The organism is Oscillibacter sp., assembly GCF_028693505.1.
In the GTDB taxonomy this organism is placed as follows: domain Bacteria; phylum Bacillota; class Clostridia; order Oscillospirales; family Oscillospiraceae; genus Oscillibacter.
The window spans coordinates 1-14,151 of record NZ_JAQUVF010000039.1 but is presented as its reverse complement, the minus strand read 5'-3'; the positions used below and the strand labels follow the sequence as shown (position 1 = coordinate 14,151).

The 14,151-nt window shown below is 58.9% G+C and carries 14 protein-coding genes; 2 read left to right on the top strand and 12 right to left on the bottom strand.

The window, feature by feature from the left end; genetic code table 11:
* The first annotated feature begins 291 nt into the window (after positions 1-291).
* Positions 292-1,362 carry a D-alanyl-D-alanine carboxypeptidase family protein gene (locus PHI30_RS09605; RefSeq protein WP_300027105.1) on the top strand — a complete coding sequence of 357 codons (1,071 nt, stop codon included), beginning with the start codon at positions 292-294 and terminating at the stop codon, positions 1,360-1,362.
* Between the two features lie 188 nt (positions 1,363-1,550).
* Here the strand turns inward: PHI30_RS09605 and PHI30_RS09600 are convergent, their stop codons facing one another.
* The 12 genes from PHI30_RS09600 to PHI30_RS09545 form a co-directional block, all read right to left on the bottom strand.
* Complete coding sequence (locus PHI30_RS09600; protein ID WP_300027102.1) at positions 1,551-2,660, bottom strand: triacylglycerol lipase; 1,110 nt, start codon at positions 2,658-2,660, stop codon at positions 1,551-1,553.
* Between the two features lie 211 nt (positions 2,661-2,871).
* Positions 2,872-3,693, bottom strand: coding sequence for a 4Fe-4S binding protein (locus tag PHI30_RS09595; protein WP_300027100.1), 822 nt, complete (start codon positions 3,691-3,693; stop codon positions 2,872-2,874).
* Positions 3,694-3,751: 58 nt separating this feature from the next.
* Entirely contained in the window at positions 3,752-3,964 is a 213-nt protein-coding gene (locus tag PHI30_RS09590; RefSeq protein ID WP_300027098.1) for a hypothetical protein, read from the bottom strand.
* Between the two features lie 18 nt (positions 3,965-3,982).
* The gene (locus PHI30_RS09585) at positions 3,983-6,313 is read right to left on the bottom strand and encodes an ATP-dependent Clp protease ATP-binding subunit (RefSeq protein ID WP_300027096.1); all 2,331 of its coding nucleotides are present in this window, start codon (positions 6,311-6,313) and stop codon (positions 3,983-3,985) included.
* A 37-nt stretch (positions 6,314-6,350) separates the two neighbouring features.
* Complete coding sequence (locus tag PHI30_RS09580; RefSeq protein ID WP_300027093.1) at positions 6,351-7,052, bottom strand: CvpA family protein; 702 nt, start codon at positions 7,050-7,052, stop codon at positions 6,351-6,353.
* Positions 7,053-7,109: 57 nt separating this feature from the next.
* Positions 7,110-8,294, bottom strand: coding sequence for a DUF5711 family protein (locus tag PHI30_RS09575; protein WP_300027090.1), 1,185 nt, complete (start codon positions 8,292-8,294; stop codon positions 7,110-7,112).
* A complete protein-coding gene (gene truA / locus PHI30_RS09570) occupies positions 8,287-9,042 on the bottom strand; it encodes a tRNA pseudouridine(38-40) synthase TruA (protein ID WP_300027087.1) in 756 nt (251 codons plus the stop codon). The genes PHI30_RS09575 and truA overlap by 8 nt, the downstream gene beginning before the upstream one ends.
* A gap of 13 nt (positions 9,043-9,055) precedes the next feature.
* Positions 9,056-9,862 (bottom strand): hypothetical protein, encoded by an 807-nt coding sequence (locus tag PHI30_RS09565; protein WP_300027084.1) that lies wholly within the window; start codon positions 9,860-9,862, stop codon positions 9,056-9,058.
* Positions 9,863-9,955: 93 nt separating this feature from the next.
* Positions 9,956-10,762, bottom strand: a complete 807-nt coding sequence (locus PHI30_RS09560; protein WP_300027081.1) for an energy-coupling factor transporter transmembrane protein EcfT — start codon at positions 10,760-10,762, stop codon at positions 9,956-9,958.
* Entirely contained in the window at positions 10,756-11,622 is an 867-nt protein-coding gene (locus tag PHI30_RS09555) for an energy-coupling factor transporter ATPase (RefSeq protein ID WP_300027079.1), read from the bottom strand. Before PHI30_RS09555 ends, PHI30_RS09560 begins: the two co-directional genes overlap by 7 nt.
* A gap of 20 nt (positions 11,623-11,642) precedes the next feature.
* Positions 11,643-12,494, bottom strand: coding sequence for an energy-coupling factor transporter ATPase (locus PHI30_RS09550; RefSeq protein WP_300027077.1), 852 nt, complete (start codon positions 12,492-12,494; stop codon positions 11,643-11,645).
* Positions 12,495-12,549: 55 nt separating this feature from the next.
* Entirely contained in the window at positions 12,550-13,413 is an 864-nt protein-coding gene (locus tag PHI30_RS09545) for a class I SAM-dependent methyltransferase (protein WP_300027074.1), read from the bottom strand.
* Positions 13,414-13,625: 212 nt separating this feature from the next.
* Here PHI30_RS09545 and PHI30_RS09540 point away from each other — a divergent pair, with 212 nt between their 5' ends.
* Positions 13,626-13,889, top strand: coding sequence for a hypothetical protein (locus PHI30_RS09540; RefSeq protein WP_300027070.1), 264 nt, complete (start codon positions 13,626-13,628; stop codon positions 13,887-13,889).
* The last annotated feature ends 262 nt before the right edge of the window (positions 13,890-14,151 follow it).

The following is a 14,151-nucleotide window of genomic DNA, read 5'->3' as shown; positions in this document are numbered from 1 at the left end:
GTAAAAGGCTCGCCAAAAGTACAGCGTTGGGCCCCCAAAAGGGCTCGGCAACCAACCATGCTGGTGCTGACCTGGACTATGTACTTCTCGGGGCCCTTTTTATGCACTTTCTACTTGACGAACACAGCGGGAAGAGATGCAGACACTGCCCTACGATGAACTGTGCGTAAATTTTATAGTGAAATCTGTCGAACTCTTTGCTATAATACTATTTACTGAACAAAGCGCACTGCGGTTTTTGCAGTACGCATTCCAATAAAAATACTGACTTTTTATAATAGGAGCGGACACATGGACGATCAGTACACGCCCGCCTTCAGCGACGAGGAACGGCAAGAGCTCAGGGCGCAGCGGGCAGAGCTTCGCCGAAAAAAGCTGCGGGAACGCAGGCTGCGCCGCCTGCGGCAAATTGTTCCGGCAACCGCACTGGCTCTGGGGACGGTGCTTCTTCTTTCTGCCTGGGGCCTTCGGAAAAAACCTGTGGAAGCGCCGGCGCCGGAAGTTCCGGTGCAGACCATGGCGATGCTGCCGGCGGAACCAGAAAAGTCCTATGCCGCCAAAGCCACCCCGGAAACCGTTTCTCTGGGTGATTCCGTCGACAGCAGCTACGCGGTCCTGATCGATCAGAAAAGCGGCGCCATTCTGGCGGAAAAGGATGCGGACACTGTGATCAGTCCCGCCTCCATGACCAAAATTCTCACGCTGCTGGTGGCGGCGGAGCACCTCACGGATTTGGACGATACCTTCACCATGACCATTGACATCACGGACTACTGCTATGTGAACAGCTGCAGCGTGGTGGGATTGCTGGTGGGCGAAACCGTCCCCATCCGGGAGCTGCTCTATGGCACCATCCTCCCCTCCGGAGCCGACGCGGCGCTGGCCCTTGCCACGTATGTGGCCGGTTCCCAGGAAGCGTTTGTGGCCTTAATGAACGAAAAGCTGGAAGAGCTGGGGCTTTCCGATACCGCCCACTTTACCAACTGCGTGGGCCTGTACGATGAGGCGCACGTCTGCACGGTCTATGACATGGCCATGATCCTGAACGCCGCGATGGACAACCCGCTGTGCCGTGAGGTGCTGGGCGCGCGCACCTATGCCACCGCCCCCACGCCCCAGCATCCGGACGGGCAGGTCCTCTCCAACTGGTTCCTCCGCCGGATTGAGGACCGCTTTGACGAGACGTTTCAAATCGTCGGCGCCAAAACCGGCTATGTCGTGCAGGCCGGTTCCTGCGCGGCCAGCAGCGGGCAGGATGTAAGCGGCAACCTTTATCTTTGCGTCACGGGAGACGCCAGCAGCTCGTGGCGGGCAATTTACGATCATACCGCGCTGTATCAAACCTACTGCGCTGCGGGTTGATGAAGGCAAGCTTTGCCTGCATGAAAAAAACGCACCGCAAGAAACGGTTGGTATGCGTTTTTTTGGTGTGGCTTCAGCAAAAACGGCAGCGGAATGGATATCCCCGCTTACCATCTGTCCTTCTGTGATGAAAGCGCTGTTTTACTTTTGAAGTAAAACAGCGCTTTTTTTGAAATATTCGATTCAGCTCAATAGCCCCGGGTTTTCAAGTCCGCCACAAGGTTTACGTAAAACTCCCGCGCATCAAAGCCGGGAATGTTTTCCCGATTCAGGTCCACCACGTCGCCGTGGGAGATTCCCCGCTTTTTCTCCGGTTTCAGCAGCGTAAAGCGGCTGCCCCATTTGGCGGATTCCACAGACACCAGTCCGTCGTTTTGCCCGTCGAAATGCTTGACCACAGAATATGTCATATTCAACGGAAACTTCCCGCTCTGGGCCTTTTTGCAAAACGAGGTGACGCTCTCATAGAGGACTGCGGGCGCGTCCGGCGTGGTTTCGTTGCGCAAAAGGCAGGCGCTTTCCGTCAGGTCCGTCACCGCAGATAGAAAATCCGGGTTGGAATCGCCCAGCTTTTTCAGCGCGGTATTATAGGTCGCGGCAATCCTCTGCCGAACGGTTTCCGGCACCCTGCCCAGCAGGTACTCCGCGAAAATGCAGCCCCGGTGGGGCGTATTGATGGTGGTGAGAGTCGCCACATACGGTGCGCAGCCGCAGTGAGCGATTGCCGCCCGGCTGTCCAGCCCGCCCTTGGAGTGGGCGATGATATTTACCTTCTCACAGCCGGTCTCCTGAACGATCTCCCGAATGCGCTCGGCAAGCTCCCGCCCGCTCTCCTCCACTGCGGCGGCGGACTGCTGGTTTCCATAATACACCGTGGCGCCGTTGCGGATCAGCTCCTTGGGAATGCGGCCCCAGTAGTTGAGGTAGCGGAAATCCCGGAAGAACACCCCGTGGACCATCAAAAGCGGGTATCGGGTGGCGCAAATCCCGCTTTCCGCCCGCACGGCGTCCAGCTCCCGCTTCTCCGTCTCAAACTCCACCTCCTCCGAGGTGATGCGGATGATCTTCGTCAGATACCAGATGTTAAGAAAGGGAATCCAGCCGCACAGCGCCGCCAGTACCCGGTGCTTGATACCAAGCTGAACAGAGGTTATGTAAACCTCAATCATCCCCACCCAAAAGACAAGCGCCAGCACCGCAATGGAAACACCCACATTGTACCACAGCTCCGCTGTGGAGAATTGCAAGCGCAGCGGAGACAGAACCACCGCCAACATCCACGCCAGCTGGATGGTCATGGCAAGCAGAAAGACCGACAGAACAGATATGTCATGCCGTCACAAAGTCTTTGCAGGCGCTTGGTAGGCAGCTTCGTGATGCGCTGATACGCTATCTGGGCCGCCCCAATGGCCACCGCAGCCCACGGGGATGTCCACAGCCCCAGGTTGCAGCACCACAAGACGGCAGCCGTCAGCATCGTCACACACAACGCCCATGGAATCCGGCGGCTCATAAAAACACCTCGTTTTTCTTGGGTTCCGTGAAATTTTCCTCCAGCATGGCCACATGGGACAAAAATGCCGGATCGTCAAAATACTTTGCGTGCTTCGTGCATTTACGCACGCAGCCCTGGCACTTGATGCACGTGCCCGGTACCAGCGCGACGTTTTTCGGGTCGATGGCGCCCATGGGGCAAAGGCGGGCGCAGGCGCCGCAGTTCGTGCATTTTGTGAGATTCGTTTTCGGCTTAGCCTTTAAGAATTGAACAGGCGCTCCATCCCTGCCTTTAGGGGTATAGTAGGCCCCCGCCGGATCGCCGGGCACCTGTATGGGTTCCGGTATTTCTGTTAAGTCTTTTACCTTGTCAGCTATCTTGTCCGCAAAGGAGGTCAGCTCCCGCCGGTCATCCCAGTCCGGGCGTCCCTCGCCCAGACGGTCGGTGAAGGCGTGGCGGCCCACGAAGGCCCCCGCAGCAACCGTATGGAAGCCATCCGCTTCCAGCACCGCGCACAGCTCCGCCAGCGAGTGGTCGTAATTCCGGTTGCCAAACAGCACCACCGGCACCGCCAGCGCACCGCCTCCATGCAGCCGCGAGCAAAAATCCGGCAGGATCTTATTGGGCACCCGGCCCGCATAGGTGGGCGTTCCCACAACGACGAGGTCCGCATCTGTAAAGTGATAGTCCTTTTCACGCTCCACAGGCTTGGTAAAGCTCCGGCGCTCCAGCGGAAGGTCCAGTTTTCCTGCCAGCGCTTCAGCGAGGGTGTTCACGGTTTTGTCCGTCGTGCCGGTGGGGCTAAAATACACGGCGAAAATACGTTCCAGTTTCATGGCAATACCTCCTTTGTGACAAGAGGCGCCGCGGAAATTCCGCGGCGCCTCTTATGCTTTACAGCGAAAAATCCGCTTCCTTCAGCTTTTCGGTGTCCAGCGCGGCAGGACGGGGCGGCACCCGCTTAAGCGGGTCGTATCGAAAGGCGCGGCAATGGTGCTCCACAGGGACGATGCCCCGCTTCACGCAGGCCACCTCCCGGTCGTTGATCTGCTGGCCCTGCTTGCAGTATGCGCAGTGGGGGTCTATATTTTTGCGAAACAGTCTCATATCCTTCGCTCCCCTTTCTCACAGGGTATAGAGCTTGATGGCGTCGTTCTCCACGGCAGCTCTCACCTGGCTCACCGGATGTTCGTACTGGTCGATGATCTGCGTGGCCATGGGGTCCTCCAGTTCCTTTTGGATGGTGCGCCGGAGGTTTCTGGCGCCGTACGTCCGGGAATAGGATTTGTTGGTCAAAAGCGACACCAGCGCTTCGTCATAGGTAAAGGTGATGCCCTTATCCTTCAGCGATTCGGTGAGCTCGCCCAGCATGATGCGGGCAATGCCATGGAAATGCTCCTCCGTGAGGCGGTTAAAGGTAATGACGGCGTCCACCCGGTTGATGAATTCCGGCCGCAGGAACTGCTGGAGTGCCTTCATGGCCCGGTCGCTATCCTGCTGGTTGGTGGTGCGGTCAAAGCCAACCGTGCCCTCTTTGGTGGCGCTGCCGGCATTGGAGGTCATCACGATGATGGTGTTTTCAAAGTTCACCTTCCGCCCGTGGGCGTCCGTCAGTTCTCCGTCATCCAGAATCTGGAGCAGCACGTTCAAAACATCGGGATGGGCCTTTTCGATCTCGTCAAACAAAACCACGGCGTAGGGCTTGCGGCGGATTTTTTCCGTCAGCTGTCCCGCCTCGTCATAGCCCACATAGCCCGGAGGCGAGCCCACGATCCGGGAGACGGAGTACTTCTCCATAAATTCCGACATGTCCAGCCGGATCAGCGCGTCGGGCGTGTTGAAAAGATCCGTGGCCAGCTGCTTGACCAGCTCCGTCTTTCCAACGCCGGTGGGACCGACGAAGATGAAGCTGACGGGCTTATGCTTGGGCGAGATGCCCACCCGGTTCCGGCGCACGGCGGCGGACACGGCGGCAATGGCTTCGTCCTGCCCGATGATATGTTCTCTCAGGCGGCTCTCCAGCTGGGAAAGCCGCTGAAATTCCTGTTCCCGGATACGGGAAGCGGGAATCTTGGTCCACAGCTCGATGACGTGGGCCATATTTTCCATGGTAAGCTGCGGGTCCCCCTTGGCGATCAGCGCATCCAATTCCGTGCGCAGTTGAAGTTCCTTACTCTTCAGGAAGGCCATCCGCTCGTAATTCGGCTCAGCCCCATCCTGGGCGGCGTCCTCCTCCAGCATGGTGCGCTCTTTCTCGTAATCGTCCAGCTCCCGCCCCAGCAGCATCCGCCGGGAGATATCCGGGTCCTTGAGATTCAGGTCGGAGCACGCCTCGTCGATCAGGTCGATGGCCTTATCGGGGAGGAAGCGGTCGGTGATATAGCGCTCGCTCAGCAGCACCGCCTGACGCAAAATGCCGTCGGAAATCTTCACGCCATGGAATTTTTCATAGCTGGGGGCCAGACCCTTCAAAATCCGGATAGAGTCCTCAATGGACGGCTCATTCACCGTCACAGGCTGGAACCGCCGCTCCAGCGCGGTATCCTTTTCAATGGATTTGCGGTATTCGTTGAAGGTGGTGGCGCCGATGACCTGAATTTCCCCCCGGGAGAGGGCGGGCTTGAGGATATTGGCGGCGTTCATGCTCCCCTCGGCGTCGCCGGCGCCCACAATGTTGTGGACCTCGTCGATCATGAGGATGATATTGCCCAAACGCTTGACCTCGTCGATGAGGCCCTTCATCCGGCTTTCAAACTGACCGCGGAACTGCGTGCCCGCCACCAGAGCCGTCAGGTCCAGAAGATGGACCTCCTTCTCCCGCAGCTTGAAGGGCACCTCCCCCGCCACAATGCGCTGGGCCAGTCCCTCCGCAATGGCGGTCTTGCCGACGCCGGGTTCGCCGATGAGGCACGGATTGTTCTTTTGGCGGCGGTTGAGAATCTGCACCACCCGCTCAATTTCCTCCGTCCGACCGATCACCGGGTCCAGCTTTCCCTCTTTTGCGCGCTGGGTCAGGCAAATGCAATAGCTCTCCAGATACTTCCGCTTGGGCGCTTTTTGCTCCTTGCGGTCCTCTTTGCGCTCTTCCTTGCGGCGCTCGCGGCCGGAGCCTTCCTCCGGTCCCTCCGACGCCTTGGGGGCATCGCCGGAGAAAAGGCGGTTCAAAAACGGGAAGGTGGCGGTCTTGCCGTCCTCTTCCTCATCGTCCTCCTCCCCACCGGGCAGGTCCTCAATGTTTTCCACGCCGTTGAACGCTTGCAGCATCTCGCTGTTGAGCGTCTCCAGGTCCTCGTCGGAAATGCCCATGCGCTTCATCATGTCGTCCACCTGAGGCAGTCCCAGATCCTTGGCGCATTTCAGGCACAGGCCCTCATTCACGGTTTTGTCGCCGTCCATTTTGGACAAAAATACCACGGCTACGTTTTTTTTACATCTCGAACAAATTGTTGGCTGCATGAATCGTTTACCTCCAGAAAATTGACGGTTCCATCCGTCATTGCAGAAACGACAGCACGCTCAATGGCGTGTTGTCCGTAAAAATACGCAGAATATGGGCCTGCGCCAGCATCTCCGTCTCAAAGGAAACGCCAAGACGCCGCAGCGCCCAAACCGCCAAAAACAAAAGCAGCGCGCCCTCTATCAAACCGACGACGCCGCCCAAGAGCGCGTTCAGCGCGTGCAGTCCCGGCAGACGCAGCACCAGATCCATGGCCCGCATCAGCACATTCAGCAAAATCGTCAGCGCCGCAAAGGACAGGATGTACAGCGTTCCGTAGAGGATGGTCTGGGCGACGCTCTGCACCACCGCGGTGGCCACGGAGACGCCGGTGTCCCGCACTGCCTCCTGCGCCTTTTCCGTCAGCGTGTCCCGCACGTCCGAATCGATCCCCAGCAGCGCCAGAAGCTCCTCCACGCCGATGCCGTTCTCCACCTCCGACTCGGGCATCTGGGCCTTGTCGGCCTGCACCGCCATGGCCTGATCCACCCTTGCGGCGATGTGCCGCTCGATCACGGGCGATAGCAGCTTTGCTGCCGGCGGCGCAAAGGTCGCGGCAATGATCCCCGCGCCCACCAGCGCCACGACCACAGCCACCAGCCCCGCCAGCGCCCGAAACAGGCCCCGGCGGGCCCCAAAGGCGCAGAAGGCCGCCAAAACCAGCACGATGACTGCATCTATTATAGCAGGTGTTGTCATTTTTGCCTACCTTTCAGGCTGTAAATGTTTTGTGAACACGCGCGAAACTTCTGCCTCTTATGGCAGGAACAGGCTGGCGGACTCCGAGGAGATCAGCAGCGCGGAACCGTCCGGGCGCATCAGCACCGACTTTGCGTAGTCCGTCCCCTTCAAAGAGGCGTATACCTGCAATTCCTCGTTGTAGATCACAAGGCTATCCGTGTACAGCACCGCCAGATACCGACCGGAGACGGCCAGGTCCAGCACCTCCTGCTGCACCTCCAGCGTCCCCCGCTCCGCGCCGTCCGCGCCCACCGTCACGAGACGGCCCACGCTGCCGGTTTGATAGCGATTGAGCAGCAGCACGGAAAATCCGTCTCCGCCCAGATCAAATTCCCGGAGATACCCGCCGTTGTACGGATACGTGGCAAGAACTTTTCCCTTTTCATCCGCAAAGGTCAAGCAGGTGTCCGACACCGTGGCAATGCTCTCCCCCTGCTGTCCAATGGCAGCCACCAGTCCGTCGGAAACGTCGTAATCCGCCACCGGGTCCTTTTTCGTCACGTCGTAGAGCACCACGTTGCTCACAAACACGCTGTTCTCCTGTCCCAGCGTCACCGCCGCGAGATACGCCCCGTCGTCCGTCACGTAGGCGTCTATCACAAAGCGGCGGGAGGAGTTGAATTCAAAAATCTTTTCCTGCTTCTCGTTATAGACGCTCACGCAGCCTTTATAGTTTTTTTTCTGCGCCGTCAAGGCCAACTGTCCCTTTTGATTCAAGGTGGCGGCAATAAACGCCTCCCCCTCCTGTGCGCTCAGCGTCATCAGCTGACCGTTCTCGTCCAGCAGGTACAGCTCTTTGCCGCCCACATCGTAAGCCACGGCCCGCCCGCCGCCGGCGGCAATGGCGGGCGCCTCCATCTTCACGGATGTGGACCACACCGTCTCCCCGCTTTCATCCAGAAGCTGCAGGGAGGTGGACGAGAGCACCACCAGACGATCCCCCAGCACCGCAAAGCGGTTGCTGGCCGAAGCGTCATAATCGTACACCGTGTCTCCCCCGACTTTTTCCACTCTGCCGTAGTTGAAGTAGCGCCGCAGCACGTCAAAACCGGTGCCGTCCCGGTAGGCTGCCAGTAAAACAACGCCCAGAACCACCGTCAGCGTCAGAAAAAAGATCAGGAAGCTGCGAAAACGATGGTGCTTTTTCCCTTTTTCTTCCCCATCGTCGTCATTCCAGATATCTTTTGTCGTCTCAGTCATTTAATCGCTCATCCTCATACCACAGTTTTGTGAGATACAGTCCGCCGGGGGGCGCCGTAGGACCCGCCGCGGTGCGGTCGCCGCCCTCCAAAATGGAAGGAATCTCCTCCGGCGCAAATTTCCCCTCCGCCGCGTACAGCACGGTGCCCGTGATGGCCCGTACCATATTATACAAAAACCCGTTGGCGCAGACCTTCAATTCAAGAAGCTCGCCCCGGCGCGCAACATCGCAATAATAGATGGTGCGGACCGTGGACTTCGTCACCGTGCCCACAGAGCGCACCGCGGCAAAATCGTGGGTCCCCACAAACATCCCCGCCGCCCGGTTTAGGAACGCCTCGTCCAGCTTCTTGGGGTAAAAATACGCCCGGTTAACATAAAACGGATTTTTGAACTGGGAGTTGTAAATGCGGTAAGTATACTCTTTTTTGATGCAGGAGCCAATGGCGTTGAAATCCTCCGCCACCTCCAAGGCCTCCCACACGGCAATATCCTCCGGTGTGTGGGTGTTGATGGCAAAGGGCAGCCGGTCAAGGGGGATGCGGGATTCCGTGCGGAAGTTCGCAATGTAGCGCTCCGCATGGACGCCGGCGTCCGTGCGCCCGCAGCCGGTGAGGTGCACGCGCTCTCCGGTGATCTTCTCCAGCGCCTTTTCTATGGTTTCACAGACGCTGACGGCGTTTTTCTGCACCTGCCAGCCGTGATAGGCTGTGCCGTTGTACATCAATTTTAAGGCGATATTACGCATAGAGTCGCTCTCCTTATTCCGGCCAAGTCAGGATCGGATCGATATCCTCGTCCAACCGAACCGTCTCCACATCCCCGTCTTTCACTTGGAAGTGGGCGATGGTGAACTCCCAGCCCAGACCATTCTCGCCCCGGCACGCAAAGGTAAGCATCACCTGGTCGCCCTTGCCGCAGTCGACAGTCCAGTCCTCCTGCTCCTCTGGGATATAGCCATCGGCTTCGGCCTTGCCGATGACATTCCAATCTCGCTCTCCCGGTACGGTCCGCAGCAACTCCCCGTTCCGATACAGTCGGAACTCCGGTGCGTCCACCTCAATGTCATCCCGGTCCTGGCTCGCTATCTCAGCGCTGGCCCAGCCCGTCATCTGGAAGGTCCCATCCTGGTATTGCGGGTCGCTGTATCCGCTGCTCGTCATCCGCAGCGGCAGCAGTGTGGAAATATGGTTCCAGCGCCCCAGCCTTTCCCGGATGAGCGCTTGCCCATATTTTTCCGCCGTCAAGTACAGCTGGAAGCCGCTCAGCGGTTCCAAAGGAACCGCCACGGATCCAATGAACACGCCATTTTCCGCTGCGGTCAGGGGAAATTCCGCGGACGTCTCCCCCGCTTCCAGCAGCAGTGCGGGCTTCTCCTCCCAGTCCTTCAGCGTCACGGTGACGTCCGCCAGGAGGCTGCGGGTCTGCAAATCCACCCCGACGGGCTCCACCACGCAGTCGACCACCGGCGAGGCAGCCCCCTCCCGCGTCCGCAGCAGCCGCTTTCCCAGATTTCCTGCCAACGCCGCCAACAGCACGGCGCACAGCGCCAGGGTCACAATTCGCATCCAATTCTTCTTCCAGAACTCCATGGCGTGCTCCTTTCACCGTTTTAAAGCAGTAAATTCCTTCTAATCCAGTTAATGGCAAGTATTTTATCTTTACAGGCCAAACCGGCTCATCACGATGATGCCGGCGGTGATCGCGCCGCCCAGCGCCAGAGCGATGAAGTCCCGGCCCCGATATTGCAGCACGTGGAGCTTTGTACGGCCCTCGCCGCCGTGGTAGCAGCGGCACTCCATGGCCGTGGCCAGCTCGTCCGCCCGGCGGAAGGCGCTGATGAACAGCGGCACAAGGATGGGAATGAGGGCTTTCGCCTTTTGGATCAGGTTTCCGCTCTCGAAGTCCGCGCCTCTGGCCTTCTGTGCGGACATGATTTTATCCGTCTCCTCGATGAGGGTGGGGATGAAGCGCAGCGCAATGGACATCATCATGGCCAGCTCGTGGACCGGTACACGAAACCGCTTCATCCAGCCAAGCAGCCGCTCCAGTCCGTCGGTCAGGCTGATGGGACTGGTGGTGTAGGTCATGAGGAAGGTCCCCATAATCAGCATCATGATGCGCAGCACCATGAAAACGGCGTTGTGCACGCCGGTATCGGAGATGCGGAAAATCCACCAGTTTACAAGATACCGCTCTCCGGGGGTGAAAAAGAGATTCAGCATCCCGGTGAAGATCATAATGAACAAAACCGGCTTCAAGCCCCGCACCAGCTGCCCCACACCCACCTTGGAGATGTGGACGCAGGCGGCGAGACACGCGCCCAGAATGGCATACGTCACGATGCCCTTGGCGCAAAACAGCGCCACGATATAGAGCAACACCAGCAAAATTTTCGTCCGGGAATCCAGTCTGTGGGCCACGGTATTCCCCGGGAAATACTGGCCCAGCGTAATATCCTTCAGCATAGCGCACCGCCTTTGCGCAGCGCCAGCAGCTGCCGCTCCAACGATTCCACCGTGTACACGGCGGGATCGATGGCAAGGCCCCGCCGTTTCAGCGCCATGGCGATCTGCGTCACCTGCGGCACGTCCAGCCCCGCGTCCAGCAGCTCTTCCCCCCGGGCAAACACCTCTGCCGGAGTGCCGCTCATGAGGATGTGCGCGTTCTTCAAAACCAGAATACGATCCACGTTCCGGGCGATTTCGTCCATGCTGTGGCTCACCAGAAGGATGGTCTTGTGCTTATTGCGGTGGTAGTCCCGGATGTTAGCCATCAGATTTTCCCGGCCCGCCGGGTCCAGTCCGGCGGTGGGCTCGTCCAACACCAGCACGTCCGGCTCCATGGCCAGTACCCCCGCCAGCGCCACCCGGCGCTTTTGCCCGCCGGAGAGCTCAAAGGGGGACTTTTCCAGCTGCTCGTCCCGAATGCCCACCAGCCGCGCAGCCTCCCGGACACAGCGGTCCAGCTCCTCGCCGGTGCGGCCCTGATTGGCGGGGCCGAAGGCAATATCCTTGTAGACCGTCTCCTCAAAAAGCTGATACTCCGGGTACTGGAACACCAAGCCCACCCGGAACCGCACGTCCCGGATTTTTTTCGGCTCCGCCCAGATGTCCTTCCCGCCCAACAGCACCTGTCCGCCGCTGGGCTTCAGCAGACCGTTGAGATGCTGAATCAGGGTGGATTTTCCGGAGCCGGTATGTCCGATGATGCCGACAAACTCCTCGGCGTGGATAGCAAAGCTCATATCCTCCACCGCGCTGCGCTGGAAGGGCGTTCCCACCCCGTAGGTGTGGGTGAGATGGTTCACTTGCAGGATTGGTTCCAATTTTCTTCGTTCCTTCCGCGTCAGTTTCTTTGCAGGGCCGCCGCAACGGCGTCGGCGCACTCTTCCACCCCAAGGGCGTCCAGCGGCACGTCCAGTCCGCTTTTGCGCAGGCGGTCCAGAAGGTCCACGGTGTCCGGCACCGTCAGTCCCATGGACCGCAGCTCCTCCACCCGGACAAACACCTCCCGCGGCGTTCCGTCCATGGCGACGGTCCCGTCGTCCATCACGATGACCCGGTCCGCCTCCTCCGCCTCGTTCATGTGGTGGGTGATGAGCACCACGGTGATGCCCTTTTCCCGATTCAGCCGATGGACGGTGGAGAGCACCTCCTCCCGCCCGATGGGGTCCAGCATGGCGGTGGCCTCGTCCAGCACAATGCACTCCGGCTCCATGGCAATCACGCCCGCAATGGCAATGCGCTGCTTTTGTCCGCCGGAGAGCAGGTGGGGCGCGTGGGTCCGAAAACCGTACATCCCCACCGCCTGCAACGCCTCGTCCACCCGGCGGCGGATCTGCTCCGTGGGTACGCCCAGATTCTCCGGCGCGAACGCCACGTCCTCCTCCACCACATTGGCAACGATCTGGTTGTCGGGGTTTTGGAATACCATGCCCACCCGCTGGCGCACCGCCAAAAGCAGTCCCTCGTCCAGCGTGTCCATCCCTGCCACATAGACCTTGCCGCCCTCTGGCAGTAGCACGGCGTTGAAGGTCTTGGCCAGCGTGGATTTGCCGGAGCCGTTGTGCCCCAGCACCACCACGAAGCTGCCCTTTTCAATGGTGAGGTCCACGCCCCCCAGGGCAAAGATCCTCTCCTGCCCCTCCTCCGCCGGATAGGCGAAGCGCAGAGCCTGCGTTTTGATCATCGTTGCCATCGTATCAGGTCTCACTTTCCCTTGTTTCCATGAAACGCCTCTGCGGCGGTCCTTTTTACTCGCTGAACCAGCGGCCGGTGGCCCCGCAGGGCAGCGCCAGTCCGGTCTCCGTCACGGGGAGACCCAACTCGTCCCAGCTGCACTTGCCGCCGTATTTTTCCGCCACCAGCAGATGCAGCAAATACCCCAGCACCGACGGGGCAAGGCCCGTGGTATAGGAGTTGATAATGACAAACAGCGGCTTGTCCGACAACACGCCGGCGCACAGCTTCACAAAGGGATACAGGCTCTCCTCCAGCTTCCATACCTCGCCTCCGGGTCCCCGGCCATAGCTGGGCGGATCCATGATAATGGCGTCATAGGTCTTGCCGCGGCGGATTTCCCGCTCCACGAATTTGGCGCAGTCGTCCACGATCCAGCGGATGGAGGCATCCTCCACGCCGGAGAGGCGGGCATTGTCCCTGGCCCAGGCCACCATGCCCTTGGCAGCGTCCACATGGCACACGGAAGCGCCCGCCTTGGCGCAGGCCACCGTGGCGGCGCCGGTATAGGCAAAGAGGTTCAAAACCCGGATGGGCCGGTCGGCGGCGCGAATCTTTTCCATGGCGAAATCCCAGTTCGCCGCCTGCTCCGGGAAGAGGCCGGTATGCTTGAAATTCATGGGTTTTACCTGAAAGGTCAGCTCTCCATACTGAATTTTCCAGCTCTCCGGCAGCGCCTTCTTCTCCCAATGTCCGCCGCCGCTCTGGGAGCGCAGATAGCGGGCGTTGGCCTGCTTCCAGGCGGGATTCCGATGGGGCGTCTCCCAGATGGCCTGGGGGTCCGGCCGCACCAGGAACTGCTTGTCCCAGCGCTCCAGCTTTTCCCCGCCGCCGCAGTCCAGGAGTTCATAGTCCTGCCACTTGTCCGCGATCCACATAGTTTTTTCCTCCGTGTGATAAAATCATCTCTTTATAGAAAATCATTTTATTATACCTCTTTTCAATCCGGTTCGTCAATCGCATTCCTCCCGGAATTCGGAATGGCGCGTTCTATATTAAAAATGGACAAGCGTTTGGAAGCAGCTTCCAATGTCCGCTTGCCCTATTTTTATACCCGGAAACCAACCGGGGGAAGTGTGAGGAAAGCACCATGGAAGAAAAAACGTTTGTAGGCTTTAACTATGGCAGATTTCAAAACGATGCCGGCCAGATGCAAGACTATTGCAACGCCTTTATGCTGGAGGACTTCAACGGCACTGAAAGCGCCGATTACCATTTTTGCGGTCAGAAGGCCGTGAAATATGGCTGCGTCAATCCTTCCGTCTACAAGGATATCAAGCCCGGCACGCGCGTTCAGTGCTATTTCGATAGCCGTAAAAAAATTACCTTTATGACTCCTGTCAACAAGGGCTGATTCCTTAGCAAAATAACATCCCCCTGCCGGTGAATGTCGTGACGATATGCACGGTTAAGGGCGGTCCAAAATCGGAGCTTTAAGGCTCCGAGAAGGGCCACTTGACACCATATCGAATTCCGGGAAGTGCTTGCTATATGTCGAATTGTGCATCCCCCGTTCACGTCATTCACCGGTACCGGGATGATATCTACAAGGTAGTTACATTCAAGGGTGATCGGGACCGTGAAAAGCTCGTCCTCCGTGACAAGGAGGACGAGAA